This window comes from Methylophaga sp. F-2, assembly GCF_056859315.1.
This window is the reverse complement of the sequence record NZ_JBSXOF010000020.1, coordinates 45,534-65,492: the sequence shown is the minus strand read 5'-3', so window position 1 is coordinate 65,492 and position 19,959 is coordinate 45,534. Positions and strand designations below refer to the sequence as shown.

20 protein-coding genes are annotated in these 19,959 nt (G+C 44.2%); 11 read left to right on the top strand and 9 right to left on the bottom strand.

Annotation, left to right across the window (positions count from 1 at the left end):
* Positions 1–28: 28 nt before the first annotated feature.
* The 4 genes from AC13DA_RS14060 to AC13DA_RS14045 are packed head-to-tail and all read left to right on the top strand — an operon-like array spanning position 29 to position 3,412.
* Positions 29–607, top strand: a complete 579-nt coding sequence (locus AC13DA_RS14060; protein WP_284450504.1) for a septation protein A — start codon at positions 29–31, stop codon at positions 605–607.
* A gap of 12 nt (positions 608–619) precedes the next feature.
* The gene (locus AC13DA_RS14055; RefSeq protein ID WP_284450503.1) at positions 620–919 is read left to right on the top strand and encodes a YciI family protein; all 300 of its coding nucleotides are present in this window, start codon (positions 620–622) and stop codon (positions 917–919) included.
* Positions 916–1,185: a BolA family protein gene (locus AC13DA_RS14050; RefSeq protein ID WP_284450502.1), complete on the top strand. Its 270-nt coding sequence runs from the start codon at positions 916–918 to the stop codon at positions 1,183–1,185. Before AC13DA_RS14055 ends, AC13DA_RS14050 begins: the two co-directional genes overlap by 4 nt.
* 7 nt (positions 1,186–1,192) lie before the next feature.
* The gene (locus AC13DA_RS14045; protein ID WP_284450501.1) at positions 1,193–3,412 is read left to right on the top strand and encodes a PilZ domain-containing protein; all 2,220 of its coding nucleotides are present in this window, start codon (positions 1,193–1,195) and stop codon (positions 3,410–3,412) included.
* Here the strand turns inward: AC13DA_RS14045 and AC13DA_RS14040 are convergent.
* The 9 genes from AC13DA_RS14040 to AC13DA_RS14000 all read right to left on the bottom strand — a co-directional run bounded on the left by AC13DA_RS14040 (position 3,386) and on the right by AC13DA_RS14000 (position 12,956).
* On the bottom strand, positions 3,386–4,534 hold the full coding sequence (locus tag AC13DA_RS14040; protein ID WP_284450500.1) for an alpha-hydroxy acid oxidase: 1,149 nt from the start codon (positions 4,532–4,534) through the stop codon (positions 3,386–3,388). The genes AC13DA_RS14045 and AC13DA_RS14040 overlap by 27 nt on opposite strands.
* Before the next feature lie 21 nt (positions 4,535–4,555).
* Positions 4,556–5,236, bottom strand: a complete 681-nt coding sequence (locus tag AC13DA_RS14035) for a Fe2+-dependent dioxygenase (RefSeq protein ID WP_284450499.1) — start codon at positions 5,234–5,236, stop codon at positions 4,556–4,558.
* A gap of 81 nt (positions 5,237–5,317) precedes the next feature.
* A complete protein-coding gene (locus AC13DA_RS14030) occupies positions 5,318–7,597 on the bottom strand; it encodes a TonB-dependent receptor (RefSeq protein WP_284450498.1) in 2,280 nt (759 codons plus the stop codon).
* A gap of 289 nt (positions 7,598–7,886) precedes the next feature.
* Positions 7,887–9,221, bottom strand: a complete 1,335-nt coding sequence (gene pmbA / locus AC13DA_RS14025; protein ID WP_284450497.1) for a metalloprotease PmbA — start codon at positions 9,219–9,221, stop codon at positions 7,887–7,889.
* 58 nt (positions 9,222–9,279) lie between these two features.
* Complete coding sequence (locus AC13DA_RS14020; protein ID WP_284450496.1) at positions 9,280–10,038, bottom strand: HesA/MoeB/ThiF family protein; 759 nt, start codon at positions 10,036–10,038, stop codon at positions 9,280–9,282.
* Positions 10,039–10,069: 31 nt separating this feature from the next.
* A complete protein-coding gene (gene prmC, locus AC13DA_RS14015; protein ID WP_284450495.1) occupies positions 10,070–10,906 on the bottom strand; it encodes a peptide chain release factor N(5)-glutamine methyltransferase in 837 nt (278 codons plus the stop codon).
* Positions 10,906–11,901 carry a response regulator gene (locus AC13DA_RS14010; protein ID WP_284450494.1) on the bottom strand — a complete coding sequence of 332 codons (996 nt, stop codon included), beginning with the start codon at positions 11,899–11,901 and terminating at the stop codon, positions 10,906–10,908. The genes prmC and AC13DA_RS14010 overlap by 1 nt, the downstream gene beginning before the upstream one ends.
* Before the next feature lie 18 nt (positions 11,902–11,919).
* Positions 11,920–12,231, bottom strand: coding sequence for a DUF3301 domain-containing protein (locus AC13DA_RS14005; RefSeq protein ID WP_284450493.1), 312 nt, complete (start codon positions 12,229–12,231; stop codon positions 11,920–11,922).
* Positions 12,228–12,956, bottom strand: coding sequence for a 16S rRNA (uracil(1498)-N(3))-methyltransferase (locus tag AC13DA_RS14000; RefSeq protein WP_040576164.1), 729 nt, complete (start codon positions 12,954–12,956; stop codon positions 12,228–12,230). Before AC13DA_RS14000 ends, AC13DA_RS14005 begins: the two co-directional genes overlap by 4 nt.
* 97 nt (positions 12,957–13,053) lie before the next feature.
* Here AC13DA_RS14000 and AC13DA_RS13995 point away from each other — a divergent pair, with 97 nt between their 5' ends.
* The 7 genes from AC13DA_RS13995 to AC13DA_RS13965 all read left to right on the top strand — a co-directional run bounded on the left by AC13DA_RS13995 (position 13,054) and on the right by AC13DA_RS13965 (position 19,901).
* Positions 13,054–13,851, top strand: a complete 798-nt coding sequence (locus AC13DA_RS13995; RefSeq protein ID WP_284450492.1) for an inositol monophosphatase family protein — start codon at positions 13,054–13,056, stop codon at positions 13,849–13,851.
* On the top strand, positions 13,844–14,593 hold the full coding sequence (gene pgeF / locus AC13DA_RS13990; RefSeq protein WP_284450491.1) for a peptidoglycan editing factor PgeF: 750 nt from the start codon (positions 13,844–13,846) through the stop codon (positions 14,591–14,593). Before AC13DA_RS13995 ends, pgeF begins: the two co-directional genes overlap by 8 nt.
* 39 nt (positions 14,594–14,632) lie before the next feature.
* Complete coding sequence (locus tag AC13DA_RS13985; RefSeq protein ID WP_284450490.1) at positions 14,633–15,445, top strand: ZIP family metal transporter; 813 nt, start codon at positions 14,633–14,635, stop codon at positions 15,443–15,445.
* Positions 15,446–15,447: 2 nt separating this feature from the next.
* The gene (waaF, locus tag AC13DA_RS13980) at positions 15,448–16,479 is read left to right on the top strand and encodes a lipopolysaccharide heptosyltransferase II (RefSeq protein ID WP_284450489.1); all 1,032 of its coding nucleotides are present in this window, start codon (positions 15,448–15,450) and stop codon (positions 16,477–16,479) included.
* Positions 16,476–17,984 (top strand): hypothetical protein, encoded by a 1,509-nt coding sequence (locus tag AC13DA_RS13975; protein WP_284450488.1) that lies wholly within the window; start codon positions 16,476–16,478, stop codon positions 17,982–17,984. The genes waaF and AC13DA_RS13975 overlap by 4 nt, the downstream gene beginning before the upstream one ends.
* A 6-nt stretch (positions 17,985–17,990) precedes the next feature.
* Positions 17,991–19,103: a glycosyltransferase gene (locus AC13DA_RS13970; RefSeq protein ID WP_273178977.1), complete on the top strand. Its 1,113-nt coding sequence runs from the start codon at positions 17,991–17,993 to the stop codon at positions 19,101–19,103.
* A 63-nt stretch (positions 19,104–19,166) separates the two neighbouring features.
* Entirely contained in the window at positions 19,167–19,901 is a 735-nt protein-coding gene (locus AC13DA_RS13965; protein ID WP_273178979.1) for a lipopolysaccharide kinase InaA family protein, read from the top strand.
* Positions 19,902–19,959: the final 58 nt, after the last annotated feature.

The window sequence follows — 19,959 nt, the reverse complement described above, 5'->3', positions numbered from 1 at the left end:
GTCATCCTGCTTGATGTGAAAAAATGAAATGAAATTATTCTTTGATTTCCTGCCTATTGTGTTGTTTTTTGTTGCTTATAAGTTTGGCGGCGGAGACTACACATTTAATGGTGTTACCTACCAATTAGAAGGCATTTATGTCGCCACAGCGGTCATGATTGTGGTCAGCTTATTACAGGTGTGTATTACCTGGTTGCTGTTCAGAAAAGTGGAACGTGCGCATTTAATTACCCTGGCCTTAGTTTTGGTATTGGGCGGGCTGACATTGTGGTTACACAATCCAGATTTTATTAAGTGGAAACCGACAGCGGTCAACTGGTTATTCGCATTAGTCTTTATTGGGGCTTATCTGTTCACGGATAAATCGCTCTTAGAACGAATGATGGCGGATCATATTCAACTGCCGGCAAAAATATGGACCCGTTTGAATCTGGCCTGGGTCGCTTTTTTCGTTTTATCCGGTTTGGTCAACCTTTACGTCGCTTTCAACTTTGATGAAGCGACCTGGGTCAACTTCAAATTATTTGGCATGCTGGGTCTTACCATTGTGTTTGTTGTTGCTCAATCCATCTATCTGGCAAAACACGCTGTAGAAGTGAAAAAATAGGGACTAACAATCATGTTATACGCCATTATTAGTGAAGATTACCCTCACAGTCTTGCCAAGCGTCTTACTGCAAGACCCGCTCATTTAGAACGTCTTCAGGCATTACAGGATCAGGGGCGTTTAGTTCTGGCAGGTCCTCATCCTGCCGTTGACAGTGAAGCGCCTGGCGATGCTGGCTTTAGCGGCAGTCTGGTCGTGGCTGAGTTTGATAGTCTGGAACAAGCACAAACCTGGGCAGCGGATGATCCGTATATTGATGCCGAGGTCTACGCTAAAGTCACCGTAAAACCCTTTAAAAAAGTCTTACCATGAGTACCATTGACGAAATCAAAACAGCACTGCAAACACTCGCCCCTGAAGTCATTGAAATTGAGGATGACAGTGATAAACATGCTGGTCATGCCGGTAATACAGGTGGTGGTCACTATAACCTGCTGGTTGTCAGCGACGCCTTTACAGGCTTGTCCCTTATCAAACGTCATCGTCTCGTTTTTGAGCAGGTCGAAGCGCTGATGAAATCGAAAATTCATGCCTTAAGCATTCAGGCAAAAACGCCTGCCGAATATCAGTCTCAATAATACCGACATGGCAGAACACGCTGATCTTAAGCAAAAAAACCAAGCCTTTTTGCAGGGATTAGAGAAACAGCGTCTGAATAAAGACTGTCTGCGAATTATTGATTTAAGAGGTAAAGTCAGCGGTGAGTGTCAGGCCTACGAGTTTGGTGGTCGTCGCCACTATCTTGATGACAGAGCTTATCTGCTGGTTAAACAACTGATGAATCGTACTCAGGGGCGCTATACAGTAGCTGTCTACGAAGCTGTATTGAAGACCATCAAACAACTAGAGCAAACAAATACACTCGAAGAATCAGTAGAAAAGAATAAACCAACCATTCAACGTCTGATATTGGATGAAAATTTCTCCCGCACAGAACAACGACTCAACTTCAGTACGCCGGTCAAACTTCGTATCGCCGATGTTTTATACAGCGGCCACACCGTCAATATCTCCTTAACGGCGATACGGGTCACGTTAAAACGCAGTTACACATTGCACAAGGGTGACTCAGTCAGTGTTGAGTTCAGTGAACTATCAGAAAAACACCGACTGTCATTCCTCTCTGCTCAGCGCTACATCATATTAAAGCTGGAGCACGATGAAGCCTATTCAACACTGATCCTGACCCAGGAAAATACCGACACTGAATTTACTCAGTGGATGTCTGGGTTCATTGAGCAGCAAGCCAAGCAACGGCATATTGATACCGAGTATGAGGTACTCAATTTACAGAAAGCCTTTTATCGGCGCCTTTGGGTCAATCACCTTGCGTACCCGGTATTATGGCAAGTACAACATGCTGACTACCCAGATTATCAGGCTATTTTTTGCGGTGTAGAAGCAGAATGGCAGACACAACAATGGCAAACCAGCCTGAGCACGCTGATTGAAAGTCTGCCGGCACCCGATCAAAAACAACAAGAAAAACTACTGATTTTGATGGATAAAAAACAGGTATGTTTCTCGCCATTAAAATCAGAAAAGCAAGTCATTGCGTTACTCCACAATGCCGCAATCAATCATCAACAGCTGTTTCTGATGCTCAGAAGTCCGATCCAGATTGACGAAATCTTGTCTACGACCTCAATAAGTGCTTTAAAAGAAGAGATGCCAGGCTATGCTCAACAGTTAGCCAATAATCTGAATCGCCCACAATACGCCATTCATTTGATTGATTTACAACAATCACTTACACCGTATATTGCTGATGCCCAAAAAGGAATCGTGGCTCAACCCGAATGCTATGACATTCCTATATGGGAATTAAATGACTTACCGACACCTTATGCGTTGAGTCATATCATTAAACGTCAAGTTCAGCGCTATCAAATTCGCACCCCAGTTGCCATTCATATCAATGAACAACAATGGGAAACCACCAGCATTGATGTTTCAAGTCATGGTTTATCTGTCACATTGCCACTCAGTATTGAGGTAAGTCTGGATAAAGTGGTTTATGTGGACTTTCCTCGTTGGCAAAGCCAGACTAAAAAAGTCAGTTTGCAACGCATCCCGTATCAACTTAAGAATAAGAAACGTTGGAAAAATCGTTATCAACTCGGCTTTGAACGTATTCAGGAACACTGCTCCTCGAGTCAGGACCAGTTTTTTAACCACGTTATTGCCAGCAACCAGCAACAATTGAAGCAAAATCAGGATGATCTCCTTCAAGGCCATGAAAGTCGCTTGTTCATACCTTCCCTTCTCGACACAGCAGAATCGATTCCTTTATTTTTAGGTGCTGATGAATCAGGCCAAAGACGCATCTATATCGTTGGCTGCACTGAACTCAACAATGCGCATCAGCAATCAGATAACTTTTGGTTATCGATGGAAGTTCACCTGGCAGAACTTCATGAGCAAGTTAAAAACTTTCAAGCAAAAGAGGGGGAGTCGCTCAATACAGCGCTATATGGATTCGGAAATAGCCAGGATCAATGGCAATGGATGTTTGATCACCAATTTATTGCACAACACGATAAAGATCGATTTCTACAGCGGGCACTGACCGCTAAGCAATTTTATGCCTTTCAATGTTATATCAGCCCAATCAGTCGTCGGGAAGCTGATAAACAAACTGATCTGTTACCACAACTGAATCAGCAGCGTAGTAAACAAGCCCATCGTATAAAACGCATTCGCCAGCAGCTCAGTGAATTATTCGCTATCGCTGAACTGACTGACATTACACCGTTAATTCAGCTAGTGTATGCAAACTCATCTGCTTCGGAGCACATCCCATAAATAATCAGGGCTAAGCGCAGCAACAGAATCACAGCCCAGTTGTGCCATAGTCATTTCTAACTCGGCACGATACAAATGTATCAGATGAGCCACACCCAGGCTGCCTGCAACCGCAAGCGCATATAATTGCGGGCGTCCCAATAATACGGCATCAGCGCCTAATGCCAGTGCTTTAGCAATATCATTACCAGAGCGAATACCACTGTCGACAATCAGTGGCATTGCATCGTTACCTAATGCCTTTTTAATGTCTGGCAAAACACTTAGGGGGGAGACCGCATCCACCAATACCCGACTGCCATGATTTGAGATCACCACCGCATCAGCGCCTTTTTGTTGAGCCGTTAAAACATCAATCGGGGCTAAAAGTCCCTTAACGATCACAGGCAGTGAGGTCTGTTGTTTTATCCAATCCAGTGTTGCCCAATCGGTTTCTTGTTGGGCCAGGCTGGATTGAAACACAATGTGTTTATCCAGCACATGACTGGTGTATTTTTCCTGAGAATCTGACACTAAATTAACAGCAGTCACGCCCTCAGGTAATTGAAATTCTGAACGCTTGTATTGGGCATCCACGGTCCAGACGATAGCTTGATAGCCCGCCTTAACGGCGCGTTCAATCAGTTGTTTGTTTTGCTCAATATCCGCTTGCCAATACAGTTGAAACCATAACGGGGCAGCTTCAATCTGCATTTCTGCTGCAGTGGCATAAAACGTCTCCGCAATATCTTCCAATCGTCTGCTGGCTAAAGAGCTGACTACCAAGCCTGTTTGTAATGCTGCTGCAGCTTGCGCCATCGCCAACTCGCCCTGCGGATGCACTAAACCATGATAAGCAATAGGTGCAAGCAACATCGGGTAGGCATGTAACTGACCTAATAAATGACTTTCAGCACTGCCCTGATGAATAGGCTGTAAACGACGAGGCAACCATTGCCAGCGTTCAAATGCCTGGCGGTTTATTTGGTCCTGACCGGGTTTATCTGCGCCATCCTGAATATAAGCCCAAATATCATCGGCAATAAAGTCTTTTGCCAGGATTTCATAATCAACCGCACGTCTGATACTGGCCGGAATAGCCGATAACGCAGCTTGCAGAATATGCTTGGTTTCCTCAGCCATAGGGGATTGTTCCATTCAACTTTATGTCTGTGACCAGTGACGTAACAGATTGTGATAAAGATGGGTTAACGAGGCGATCGACTCACTTTCAGGATGATCCATGATCAAAGTCTGGATGCTTTGATCAAGCTCGTACAACATCTGTCTCTGTTCACTGCTTGCCACCAAACTTTGCGACCAGAAAAAAGCGGCCAGGCGGATGCCTTCGGTGACAGGTTCAACCCGGTGCAAACTATTTGCCGGATAAACAATAGCATCCCCTGCTGCGAGCTTAACGCGTTCCTCACCATAGCTATGCTGAATAACCAGCTCACCGCCTTCATATTGCTCAGGCTCACTGAAGAAGACTGTGGTAGACACATCACTGCGTAATTTAATACTTGAATTAGGCAGTGTTAATAAAGCGTTATCAACATGATTGCCATAGGCGCCGCCGCTTTCGTACCGATTAAACAAGGGCGGTAATACTTTCGCTGGTAAGACGGCAGACATAAACTGAGGATGAGCCCCCAAGCGGTCAAGAATCAGATCGCCAATCTGCTGAGCAACCTGACTGTCTCGACTTAACTGCAAATTAGTTTTCACATTGATGGCGACATGCCCCGCCGTCTGCCGCCCATCATTCCATGCCTCTTGCATCAGCGCCTGCCGACATTTTTCAGCTTCCTCTGAACTCAACAGACCTTTAATAGGAATAAGCATAATAAGTGACACCCTTATAGCAAAAAAGCTTTGCCATCATGATGATGGCAAAGCTATAGAGAGTATAACTAAATGTGGCGTTTAGAAATCGAGTTTCAAGGTAGCCACCGCAGAACGACCCGCTGCGATCGTTGCATAATGTGTCGTATAAGAAGAGGAGTAATACTCTTTATCAAGCAGGTTATACACATTTAATTGTGCTTCCAGCTTTTCACTGATGGCATAGTTCACCATGCCATCAAAACGTGTGTACCCCGGCACAGCTCTGGTAATCAGCGCATCACCATTAAAGGTGTAGCCACCGACCATTTCACTTTGCGTAATCATGCCAATGCCAGACGTCAGCTTAGGCGTGACTTCATAGCTCGTCCATAAAGTGAAGCTATGGCGCGGCGTATTAGGAAACGCTTTACCCGTTCCGGCGGCGGGCACACCGCCACTCAAACCCAGATCTTTTTGTTCACTATCCATATAGGTATAACCGGCAAACACATCCCATTTAGGTGTTAATTGCCCTGTCGCAGACAGCTCCAGACCATTGACCACTTTTTCTCCGCCCATTTCAGCCAGTGAAGCATCGTTTGGATCCTGAATTCGAACATTTGTTACTTCATTACGGAATACTGCAGCACCAAGCGATAAACGATCATCTGCAAAATTCCATTTGGTGCCTAATTCGTAAGCACGGGTCTTTTCTGGTTTGAGTTGATCCGCATTAGTAGGTGCACGTCGCCCGTTAGGGTCAATAGAACCTGCTTCACGACCTTGGCCGAGGAAAGAATTACCAGGGGTGCTTGATGTTGAGTAGTTAGCATAGATACTGCCGCTCTCTACTGGCTTGAAGACGATGCCTAATTGATAGTTCCATAAATTATCAATACGCGACACGGTAGCCGCTGAAGCCCCGGTATAAGTCGAGTCATAATGGTCAAAACGCACACCACCATTTAGCAACCACTGAGGAGATAATTCCATAGTATCAAACACATAGGCAGAGGCCGTTTTTGTTCTGTATTTAGCCGGCTCAGGCAAGGTATAGTCAAATAACCACGGATCATTCGGTGAAGGATTGCTTAGGCTTGTACACAGAAAAGCATCAATGGCATCTTGACCACAATTAACATAGGCGTTGTTAAAGGTAACGGCCGTACGTTTTACCTCAGATTTTTCATGAGATAACTCTATCCCTGTGGTGTAGCTATGTTGAATGAAACTGGTGTCAAATTTTCCGCTCAGCTCGGTCGCATTTTGTACGGTTTCTGTTTTACTAAAGTTAGCATTACCACGACGCCAGACTAAACCATCAGCCACATTGCCTTGACTGTCATCTGGCAGTGTCCAGAGGTAGTCTTGTTTGGACTTCGCAAAACGGAATGTATTCTTGATGGTGGTGTCAGAGTTTAAATCATGCTCCACAATACCGGTGAGCTGATCGGTGGTTTCGTCACGAAAGTCACGGTGCGTCATTCCATACCAATTGTTTCTGTCTCCGCCGGTGGTTGGATGCAGCGTCACAGATCCTGAAGTAGGTAAAGTAGCAGGCAAGTTATAAGGTACGCCGCCATCAGGAATGTCATTTGTTTCTAGGTGATACCAGGCCAGTGTCACTCGTGTCGGTGTGTCCAAACCCAGCGTCACAGAAGGTGCAATACCCCAGCGTTTATTCTCTGGTCCTTCTCTGCCAGGAATATCTTCTTTTAACCCCATCGCATTTAAACGAAACGCCACACCATTATCAAAAAACTGGTTCACATCAATAGTGCTGCGGAAATGGTTATCTGTGCCTAAACCAATTTCAGCATGCTTAAAGTTTTCGGCTTTTGGAAGCTTGGTCGCAATATTGATACTCCCACCAGCACCTGCACGGCCGTTGAATGCTGAATCAGCACCTTTTATCACTTCCACTTGTTCTACGTTAAACATTTCACGTGAACCAGCTGCAATGTCACGTAAACCGTCAACCGAAATACTATTCTGACTATCAATGCCACGAATAAAGGGTCTGTCACCTAAGGGATTACCACCCTCACCAGCGCCAAAAGTAATACCTGGCACAGTACGTAATGCCTCTTCAAGCGTAGTCACCCCTTTCTCACTAATAACGGCTTTTGGAATAACGTTGACCGTTTTTGGTGTATCCAACAGCGGGGCGGTGAATTTATTTGAGGATGAATATTCGGTATTAAACTGGTTCTCTTTCTCACCCACAACGCTAATACTATCCAGATCAATTTCGTTATCAGTAGCACTATTATCAGCCATAACAACCGGTGAGAGTGGGAGTGATAATAAAAAAGCGGTGATCGTAGGATGAACCGATTTATTTAATACAGGACGTCGTGAGGGGAATTTATTTTTCATATTGCTCGTATTTAGTAAAGATAAACCAAACGCGTTGTCACGCCAGAAGGAACGAAACTTTACCTTTAACTAAATCTAAATGCAACACATTCTCAATTAGATTTAAAATCTTTTCCTGTTATTAGCAAATAAAAGCAGCTCTTTTACGCTTGATGTTTATTGACACCAGTTAGCTTTAAGCTAGACAAGCACCCGTCGTTGTTTAACATTAGAACTACATATTAGCTGCGTTAAATTATCAGTGATACGGAATTGGGCCTTAATGTCTATTGAGAACCTGCAATTCCATTTAAGCCGCCGCTATCATCATTTTTTCGAGCAACACTGAACCACAACGGGTATTGCCTCGTATATCCACATCACTGCCTACGTCCACAATCCCCATAAACATGTCTTGCAAGTTACTGGCGATGGTAAATTCATCAACCGGATATTGGATTTGACCGTTCTCAACCCAAAACCCCGCTGCGCCTTGTGAATAGTCACCATTCACAATATTAACGCCCATGCCCATGGTTTCCGTGACGATAATGCCCTTATCCATCTGCTTTATCAGCGCCGCTAAATCAGCGTCAGTACTGCTATCAATGGTTAAATTATGCACACCACCCGCATTTCCGGTTGTTTGCATGCCTAAGCGTCGGGCAGCATAACTGTCGAGCACATAACCTTGCAGTACACCATCTAATATGATGTCACGGTTTTGTGTCGCCACGCCTTCACCATCAAAACTTGCACTGCCTAATGCTTTAAGAATATGCGGTTGCTCATGCACATGAATAAATTCAGGAAAAATTTGCTCGCCTTTTTTGTCCAACAAAAAAGAAGCTTTACGGTATAAAGCACCACCACGGATAGCAGAGATTAACTGGCCAAATAAAGAAGGGGCCATTTGCGCAGTAAAAATCACCGGATAACTTCCGGTTTTCACTTCACCGGCACCTAATCTTGATAACGTCCGTTCAGCGGCCTTTAAACCAATCGACTCGGCACTAGCCAGATCGTTAGCATCGCGTTTAATGTCATACCAATAATCACGCTGCATGCCTCGCTCATCTTGAGCAATCAGCGTCGCAGACAGACTATGACGACTGCTTTGTGTTGCTCCGATAAAACCATGACTGTTTGCATACACACGTTGTCCACTATGACTGGAGACAGTGGCGCCTTCTGAGTTTGAAATCCGACTATCGCGATCAAGACCGGCCTGTTCACACAATGTCGCTAAATCAATGGCTTTATCCACGTCAATTGCCCAGGGGTGATAAAGCGATAATTCCGGAAACGCTGTGGCCATTAAATTTGCATCGGCAAGCCCTGCCGCTTCATCTGCCTGAGTATGTTTAGCAATATTACAAGCCGCTTTGACTGCTTCAGCAATAGCGGCTTCACTTAAGTCAGATGTGCTGGATGAGGCTTTGCTGTGTCCGAAATACACCGTGATGCCCAAACCAGTATCGTTATTGTGCTCCAGCGTTTCGACTTCACGTTGGCGGACCGTGACCGATAGTCCTTCACTATGGCTGATGCCCACTTCAGCAGCACTGGCCCCCTGCTTTTTGGCTTCAGTTAATGCCATATCAGCGGCACGTTCTAATTCAACGGTGTTTGTCATTTGACTCATCTGTGTTCAAATCCTCGACTTATTTGTCTTTCTCAATGGTTTGAGATGCCTTATCGGCTTATGTTCTGTGGTGGCTATCGGAGCAAACCGGGCAGCTTGGATCTGGCCTGAGTTTTATTTCTCGCCAACTCATGGAAAGCCCATCCAGCAGTAATAAACGCCCCGTTAAAGGTGTCCCAATTTTTGCCAGTAGTTTTAATGTTTCCGCGGCCTGCGTTCCGCCAATCATCGCGAGCATGGGGGCAAACACACCACTCTCAGAGCAGGTTTCCTGTAATTCGCCTTTGTCTTCATATAAGCAGCGGTAGCATGGTGAATCAGCCTGTCGTGGATCATAGACTGTCACTTGTCCGTCAAAACGAATGGCCGCACCTGATACCAGGGGAATCTTATTTTCCCTGCTGACTTCATTTAAGAAAAAACGTGTCTCAAAATTATCGGTACAGTCTACGATCACATCGACATCTCTAGATGCCGCCAGCATAGCTGGTTTATCCAGACGTTTATCGATCATATCAATCCTGATATCAGGATTTAAGGCATGTAATTGTTCTGCCGCCGATTCAACTTTTTTTCGACCGATGTTTTGATGGGTATGAACAATCTGTCTTTGCAGATTAGCTAACTCAACCACATCATCATCAACTAAGGTTAAATGACCCACACCAGAGCCCGCTAAATACATCGAAACAGGCGCGCCTAGCCCACCTAAACCAATGATCATCACATGGCCGTCCAGCAGACGCTGCTGCCCTTCAATATCCATTTGCGACAATAAAATATGGCGACTGTAGCGTAATAATTGTTCGTCATTCATCAGTGATTAGACTCAATAGCGTAGTGCAGCATTATAACGTGAGTTGGCCCATCACGGCCCGGTCGTTTCCGCCAAAATCCTGGTGTGCTGAAATATGAGAAAAGCCCGCGGCGGAAAAAAGCTGTTGCACAGCCACAGACTGATCATAACCATGTTCCACCAGCAACCAGCCATTTGGACGCAAACAGTTTGCCGCCTGCTGGGTAATAAGCCGTATATCGTCCAAACCGTCCGGGCCAGAAATGAGCGCAGAAAGAGGTTCAAATCGCACATCACCTTGCTGCAAATGCGGATCATCCGCTTCGATATAGGGTGGATTTGATATCACCATATCAAATTGATTTTGCTGACATGCCGTCAGCCAGAAAGCCTGCATAAAATGCACATTATTTAATATGTGTTTACGTGCATTTGCCTGAGCTAATTGCACTGCAGGCAGATGAAAGTCTGTGGCAAACATGGTGATATCCGGCCGCTCATCTGCGATGGATAAAGCAATGGCCCCGCTACCCGTGCCCAGATCAATAATTTTCATGCCGGCTTCTACTTTCGCCAAGGCCAGTGCGACTAATAATTCAGTATCCGGCCGAGGAATCAGTGTTGAATCATTTACTTCAAGCTCCAACGACCAGAAGCCTCGCGAGCCCGTGATGTGAGCTATCGGTTCACCGTTCTTTCGGCGTTCAATAAATTGTTTAAATTGTTGCCATTGGCTTTCTGTGAGATCGCTTTCGGCATCCAGTAATAATCGTGTTGGAGAACAGTCCAGAAGATGACACAGAAGATACTGTATATCGATATCTGGACTGATTGAACTGCTTAAACAGGCACGGCCATAGGCCTGAGCTTCACGTATAGAGGGCAACATTAAATAAACACAAACACCAACGCTAATATTGCTATAACGCCGATTCCGATGCTGATATTACGCTGCATGGTCAGTTGTGTATGAAGCTGAGCCCATTGTTCTTGATGACTGTTGTCAAACTCCTGCTTCATCGCCGTCACTTGATTGCGGATAAGCGGCAGGATTTTTTCATTGACTAATCGTTCCAGACTTTTTGCGACCAATGGATTTAAATCGTGCTTAAGCTGCCTTAACACCGACTCACGTACGATATTTTGTTGTTTATCCAACCATTTCCCAGCATGTTGCTCCAGAGCCCGATCAATACTCGAACTCAAATCCATATCTTTAAGCGCCTGTTGTAAAACTGGTTCAGCCGTTATCGTAACCAGCTCATTCAATTGCACTGACAGAGATTGTTTCAGATCAGAAAACTGCTGTTGCGTCAGCTCTTTCACCAACTGAGTAATCTCAACTGCCCCTAATTGAGATTCCGTTGTAGTCTTTTCCGGCAGCTGAATTTGTTGCAAACGCATATCAAGATCGTTCATCAACTCAGCTTTAAGCGAAGTCACTATCGCCTCAATATCAAGCTGTTGTGGTTCGACTCCTGATGGGCTCATCTCCGGGAAGTCGATTGTTCTGAGCTCAATCTCATCTAATATGGCGGCCACCTTATCTGCCTCAGGTGGCTTACTCAACACAGCAGAGGCACCGGCATCAAAGGCTTTTTTCTGATCGGCTTCGGTTTCATTACCGGTACAAATAACGACCGGAATCCGTCCCCATTGTGAATGCTGTTTTAGCTGAGCAGTGGCTGTGAGTCCATCCATTGCTGCCATCATCACATCCATAAAAATGAGATCAGGCAGTTTGTCGGTAGTTTGCAGCCAGTGCATGGCTTCTTCAGCACTCCCCAGTTCAATACTGTTGAAGCTGTGGTCACGTAATAGCTTACTCAACGTCATTCTGGCAACGCGAGAATCATCCACCACCAATGCCGTAAATTTAGACATGTTTATCCTCTGATGTGATTAACCGACCCGAAACGCATCCATGCTAATCGACTCCACTTTTTTCCCCATCATAATGACTTCCCCCCGATAGCGCTGCTGCATATCGCTGGCAAATTCAAAAAAATAATAACGCTGTAACTGTATTCGTCCTTGGCGGTTACGTTTAAAACGGATTTTACGCCAGAACACCGTATCATTTAAGAAGGCGACTCCGGTATTGGCACAATAAGATTTTGCGGCTATCGTGGCCCGCTCAGCCACGCCACGACTGTCCCACCAAAACCAGGCGAGGCTACCGAGAATAATCAGTAGTAAACCACTATCATTCATCCCAGATCACCCCATAATGTTTGTGCAACAGCTAAAGCTGCCACCGCAGCCGTTTCTGTGCGAAGAATACGAGGGCCAAACTGTACTGCTTGATAGCCGGCGTTTTTTGCCATCTCAATTTCAGTATCTGACAAACCACCCTCTGGCCCAATTAACATGGTCAGGGACGCCGGTTTGCTCAATTCAGAAAATCCTTTTTGTGCCAAAGGATCCAACACTAAGTTCAACTCATCTTTATAGTCAGCAAGCACTGTTGAATAGGTTTGAACGGCCGTTAACTCAGGCAGGAAACTGCGTCCAGACTGCTCACAGGCACTGACCATAACGCCTGTCCAGTGATTAAAACGCTTATCAGCACGATCACCACTTAACTGCACATTACAACGTTCGGTAATCACCGGAACAATCTTTTTCACACCCAGTTCCACCGCTTTCTGAATGGCAAAATCCATGCGTTCACCACGAGAAATGCCTTGTAGCAGGGTAATGTCTAGTGGTGATTCTTTCTGCGTTTCTACAAGCTGACCAAGACAAACGCGTGACTGTCGTTTTTCAACAAGAGTTAATTCTGCCTCATACTCCATTCCCTGGCCGTTAAACAAGCGGATATTTGCTCCAGGTTTCAGACGCAGCACCTGAACGGCATGACGATGCACGTCATCAGGCAAGACAAATTCTGATTCAGAAGATGACAATATTTCAGTATAAAATCGGGGCATTCGCATGGTGTTGAAGTCAAAAAGCTACTAAAGTGACTAGCAGTTTACAGATTGTCATCGATAGATTGAATCAAATTCCTTTTTTCGCTGTTATACTCGAGACATGAATATAGACCGGCAACAAATTCAGCAACTTGTCAGGGACGTGGCCTCCACGACCCTTTTGCCCTATACCAATAATGTCAGCCGTGACTATAAAAAGGACGGTAGTATCGTCACAGCCGCGGATAGTGCGGTGCAAAGCTCATTAACCAAACGGCTTGCTGACTTGCATCCTGATATCGCTTTACTCGGCGAAGAAATGTCTGCTGAACAGCAGCAACAACTATTTGATTCCGGCAAACCAATCTGGTGTCTTGATCCTGTGGACGGTACCAGCAACTTTGCTTCAGGTTTACCGTTTTACTCCATCTCACTGGCCCTGATTGAACAAGGTGAAGTGACCTTTGCCATGGTATTGGATCCCTCTCGTAATGAGAGTTTCACCGCTATTCGCGGTCAGGGCGCTTGGCTGAATGATGAACCACTGCGTCTGACCTCACCTAATCTTAGCCTCGACAACACCATTGCGTTTGTCGACTTTAAGCGTTTACCGCCAGCCTTAGCCTCTAAAATCGTGGCAGATCGCCCTTTTGCCTCACAGCGAAATCTGGGCTCTATCGCGTTGGAGTTATGCTGGTTAGCGGCTGGCCGTGGACATATTTATCTGCATGGTAGTCAGCAAATCTGGGACTATGCCGCCGGCGACTTAATTTTAGAAGAAGCAGGTGGTTTTGCTTCTACTCTGTATGGCGATCCTTCGTTTCGTTACACCTTACAGCCACGTTCTTCATGTGCCGCCATTGATGAACAATTATTTCAGGTTTGGCAAAGCTACTTACTGGATGCGGTGAATGGTTAGAAAAACACTGGAATTTATTACGCCAGAGTGGACCATGCCTGACCATATTCAGGCATACACAACAACCAGAAAGGGCGGTATCAGCCCTAGCCCATACGATAGCTTGAATATTGCCAATCACGTTAACGATACGCCTGAGAATGTGGAAAAAAACCGCGCGGCACTTAGCTCTGTCCTAAAACTGCCAGCCTCCCCGCTATGGCTGCAACAAACACACAGCACTCAGGTAGTTAATAGTCAGGATTGGCATGAAGGCATCGAAGCGGATGCGATTTACGCTAATCAAACCAATCACGTCTGCGCGATTATGACTGCTGACTGTCTGCCACTATTGCTCAGTAATGCATCTGGTACTGAAATTGCTGCAATACATGCCGGCTGGCGAGGTTTAGCCGATGGCATTATTGAAAAAACCTTAGCGCAATTTGATGCTGCCGCAGAACATATTTATGCCTGGTTGGGGCCTGCCATCGGTCCGGAAAAATTCGAAGTGGGTTTAGATGTCTATGAGGCATTTCTCAGTCACGATCCGATGGCTGAAGTCGCTTTTCAGCAAAGCGATGACAGTCATTTCTTGGCTGATATCTATCAACTCGCCCGCCTGAGATTGAGACAGCATGGTGTCTCGCAATTATTCGGTGGCAATTATTGTACGATGACTGACGCTTCCCGTTTTTTCTCCTATCGACGGAATGGAGAGACTGGTCGTATGGTTTCGCTTATCTGGATCAGTGATAAATAAGGTATCATTAGCGGCTTAATTCAGCCTTGTTGGATCATTATGGAATTACTCATCTGGATCATTGTTTTTAGTCTGGTAGGCGGACTTTTGAGCGTTGTTGTGGCTTCATCGTTTTTATTATTGCCTGAAAAACATCGCACACTGGCCGTGCCACACCTTGTTAGTTTTGCGATAGGAGCGATGCTCGGCGCTTCTTTCTTGGGTTTAATTCCACATGCTATTGAGCATGAGTATGCCATTGATGCGCATGCTATCGGTTTAACATTACTTCTCGGTTTACTCAGTTTTTTTGCACTAGAGAAAATGGTGTTATGGCGACACTGTCATACTCATCATGGTCATGAACATATCCCTGAACTGGACAGACCCGATCATCATGGTGGACACCACCATAGTCACAAGCATAAATCGGCTGGCCCGTTAATTCTGATTGGCGATACGATACATAACTTTGTGGATGGTATCTTAATCACCGCAGCGTTTCTGACTGACGTACATCTTGGGGTCGTCACTGCCTTAGCTATTGCAGCTCATGAAATCCCACAAGAATTGGGCGACTTTGTCATTTTATTACACAGTGGATTTAGCCGAAAAAAAGCCCTCTATTACAATATCTTGTCGAGTTTAGGTACATTAGCCGGCGCGTTAATTGGTTACTTTGCGTTATCCGGTATGCAGCATTTCCTGCCTTATGTTCTGCTGGTTGCCGCATCCAGCTTCATTTATGTGGCTGTTGCCGATTTAATTCCTGGCCTGCACGAAAAGGTCAAACCTATTGAATCTTTACAGCAAATCAGTTTGATTGCTCTCGGTGTCGTGTTTATTTATATCGCTCATAGCACATTACATTAGTCATGGCGGGAAGGAACCCCAATAAAAAGATCTTAATTGTCGGCCCATCTTGGGTGGGTGACATGGTCATGGCACAGTCACTTTTTATTGCGCTAAAGCAACAAGATCCAGCGGTTATCATTGATGTCCTCGCGATGGACTGGACACGACCATTGTTGCAGCGTATGCCTGAAGTTAACAACGCCATCAGTATGCCAATATCTCATGGTATCTTTGCTTGGAAAATGCGTAGAGAATTAGGCCTCTCTCTGCGTGATAAACATTACGATCAGGCGATTGTTTTACCCAACTCATGGAAATCAGCGCTTATTCCCTGGTTTGCCAAAATCCCTGTAAGAACCGGTTGGCGTGGCGAATATCGTTATGGCTTACTAAATGATGCCCGAAAACTGGACAAAAAAGCTTTACCGATGATGGTTCAGCGCTTTGTTGCTTTGGCACATCCAGCATCACAGTCACAGATAAAACCGACTTATCAAGCACCGTTGATGATTGGTGAGCCCCCAAATGAAGTCATTAATCCTAAACGCCAGTCTGTTCAGCAAAAACGACTTATCCTTTGTCCTGGTGCAGAATTTGGGCCAGCCAAACAATGGCCGACATCGCATTATGCAGCGCTAGCAGACTCTTTTCTTACGTCAGGATGGCAAGTATTAATTCTTGGCTCCAAGGCGGATATCAGCACGGCAGACGAAATCGTCAGTCTTTGTCGGGATAAGTCTGATAATTTAATCAGCCTTGCTGGTCAGACACAGTTAGAAGAAGCCATAGACTTATTAGGCACTGCAGATTACGTTGTTTCCAATGATTCAGGCTTAATGCACATTGCTGCGGCGTTACAGGTGCCATTAGTAGTAGTTTATGGTCCAACATCACCCGCATTCACTCCCCCCTTAGCCAACAACGCTAATATCATCCAGATTGATATAGACTGTAGCCCATGCTTTAAACGCACCTGCCCTCTGGGGCATCATAACTGTATGAAACAACTTTCTGTTGAAAGTGTTATTGAACAAATAAAAACAACAAAATGAAATCGCTAAACTCGTTTTTTTCAGAACTTAATAATAACCAGTTACGCTTATTTACGGCGTTATTTAGTCTTCTACTTTCCATATTGGCATTCACCAATGATCAGCTAATCAACAGTGATGGTGTTTTGTACATGAATATGGCAAAAGCCTATATTGACGGGGGACTTACAGCCACAGCATCAATGTATGACTGGCCGTTTTTTTCCATGTTGATTGCAAAGTTTCATCAATTTAGCGGTTTCAAACTGGAGTTTAGCGGTCAGCTAATCAATAGCCTGCTTTTTGTCGTTTTCACCGATGCACTTTTTCTTATCGCCAGCAAGCTACTCACAACCCAGCGATACGTCTTTATTGCGGCGTTGCTCATTCTGTGCTTTTCCACCTTAAATGACTATCGCAGTTATATTATTCGAGATATTGGTTATTGGGCTTTTATATCTATATCCATGTATCGAACCATTATTTTTCTGGAAAAACCCAGCTGGTTAAATGGCTTTTACTGGCAATTATCCAGCTTGTTAGCCATGTTATTTCGTGTTGAAGCTATCACTATTATTCTGGCAACACCTCTCTTCATCCTCTTCCAACTAGGTGTTAAAGAGGGCTCAAAAGCCAGTGTCAAGCTTTGTTCATTCTTCCTGTTCGCTGGAGTAATAAGTGCTGTCACCTTTACCCAACAGCAAGGACTAATGAATGCATTTGGTAAAGTCCTTAGCGTGACGCAATTTCTAGACTACTCAGCCATTACTGATGAATTTCATACTAAAACAGCCATTCTCGGTAATGAATTATTGAATCAGTATTCTGAAAGATACAGCGGGATGATTTTGGCTTCAGGCCTGGTTTATATGTTACTGGCAAAAATCATTACTGGCTTATCACCTCTTAATCTTATTTTATTTGTCTTCGCGAGACTTCAGCACAAAAAGAGCTCATCTGATGCTAAGACTCGGCGTTTTTTACTTTTTTTCGTCGGTATAAACGTCGTCATTTTGCTTTCCTTCCTATTTAAACATTACTTCATGAGTACGCGTTATGCTGTGATGCTAATCACTGCTCTGATGTTACTAATGCTACCATCCATGTGCAGACTAATAGATGAGTATTGGCAAGCAAAAAATAAAGTTGCGCTTGTATTAATTTCGCTATTGCTTCTAGCCAGTCTGATTGATTCATGCACGACGAGTGTAACCAAAGGCTATATAAAAGAAACGGCGATCTGGGCAAGCCAACATTTGCCAGAAAATAGCCAAGTTCTCACCAATGATATTTTTATTGATTTTTATTTCCATGAAAATGAGCCAAAGACGCAACTAAAACTGAATCGAGAACTTGAAGGTTCGCCTGATTTTGATTACTTGCTCGTTGTAGAAAAAAAGTCTCATCAGGATGATGAAAAAATCTATAGTGACTGGGCTCTTGAACCCGTTCATCAAAGTCAAAATGCCAGAGGTGACAGAGCCATTGTCTACAAACATATTACTCCCACTGGAATGAAGGAGTAGTTGCTCGTGGAGCGAAATGTATTACTGCTGTGTCATGGATATGAAGCCCCTTTCTTAAGCGTGGCAAATCAATATGCTGCCTTATTCAAGAATACAGATTTCAGGGTTATTACTGTGTTTATTAAAGGACAACACAATTCTGAGGTCGTTGAGCAGTGTGGTGCCGATGAAGTGATATTCTTGGATGCTTCATCAAAGCAAATGAAAGGATTGAAACAGCAGCTAATCAAAAAAATTCGCCAGCTTGATAAGCAATATCAATTTGAGTTCGCAATAGCGCATCGTTATAAATCTATATACATCGCTAGTCATGTCAAAAACTTGTTTGTTATCGGTGTCGCACACATAGACGGCGTTTTTACGCCTTTAATGAGGAAGTTATTTGCTTTCTTTCATCGCAAGAACTTATTACTTTTAGGTGTATCGAAAGCCATACGAGACGATATAAGAAAAAGTCTTTTTTTATTTGATGATGAAAAAGTTCAACACCTCTATAACTCCCTCGACTTTCAGTCGATAAGGGAAAAACAACTACCTCGAGATCAAGCTCGACAAGCCTTATCCCTTCCTGATAATGACTATTTGTTTGTGAATGTAGGACGTTTGCATGAAGATAAAGACCAGAAAACGCTAATAAAAGCGTTTGCTCATGCTCGCGATGCGTTACCAGGTTCAAAACTTATAGTTGCTGGAAAAGGCAGACTTGAAACGGAACTTAAATCATTAACAAGTGAGTTAGGTGTAACTGATAAGGTGATATTTCTTGGTATGGTTCCCGAGTTTTATAAATATTTGAAGGCTTTTGACACCTTTGTACTCAGTTCTATTCGTGAAGGATTACCGGTTTCTTTGCTTGAAGCGTTTGCAGCAGAGCAGGTCTGTATTGCTTCTGAGTGCAATGGAAATAAAGAAGCTATTTCAGAGGCTGGCTACTCTTTTCCAATAGGTGACCATAAAAAATTGGCAGAACAATTAAAGAAAACCTTCCATCTCAATAACGCTGAACGTATGAACATAGTTGGTAAAGTGAATAGGAAAATCAGCCAACATTTTACTGAAAGCGCGGTAAGGCAATATTTCTGGTCCATGCCTGCACTTAAAGCACGTTTGAAGAAATAAGTATTTAATAGTGTGATAATTTATGTTTGTGATTATAGAGAGAAAAGCAATCAGAGCGCTAAAATGTCAGTACTAAAAGAAGCACAACTATTATCCAACTCAGAGTATTTTGAACAGTTATGGCAACTGGATACAGACTGGTTCGAGCCCCCAAATCATAGACGTGGCGGCTGGAGTGGTGTGGTTAAATATGTATTGAAAACAGCAAATGGCGCGGTTGATGTGTTCATCAAACGTCAGGAGAATCACCGCACTAAAACATGGTGTCATCCACTAAAAGGCATTCATACCTTTCAAAAGGAATATAACAATATTCTCAGGCTGACAGCAAAACACATTCCGACGCTCGATCCGGTTTATTTTTCATGTGACAAGTCCAGGGCGATACTGGTAACAAAAGAACTGACTGGTTACCAATCTCTGGAAAACATTTCTCCTTTAAGTCTATCAAGTGTATCTCGTAAACAGTTGCTGAAAGCAGTCGCCCATGTGTTAGCAGATATGCATCAGGCACATTTTCAGCATAACTCACTTTATCCCAAACATATTTTTGCCAAGCCAATCAGCAGTGGTTGGGATATAAAAATAATCGATTTGGAGAAAATGAAACGTACATTGTTCGTGCGGCAATCGATGATGAGGGATCTGGGCACATTAGAACGTCATGCTAATCAAGACTGGTCGAAGAAAGATCGCGTTTTCTTTTTACAGCAGTACTTCAACGAGCAACCGTTATCTAAAAAAACCAGACAACTTTTACAGAAGCTTGCTAAGCCCAAAAAAGCAAAACGTCATTAGTCGTGTTGGCCGACTGCATGCGATATACTTACACGCTGTTTAACTCAAAGACATATAT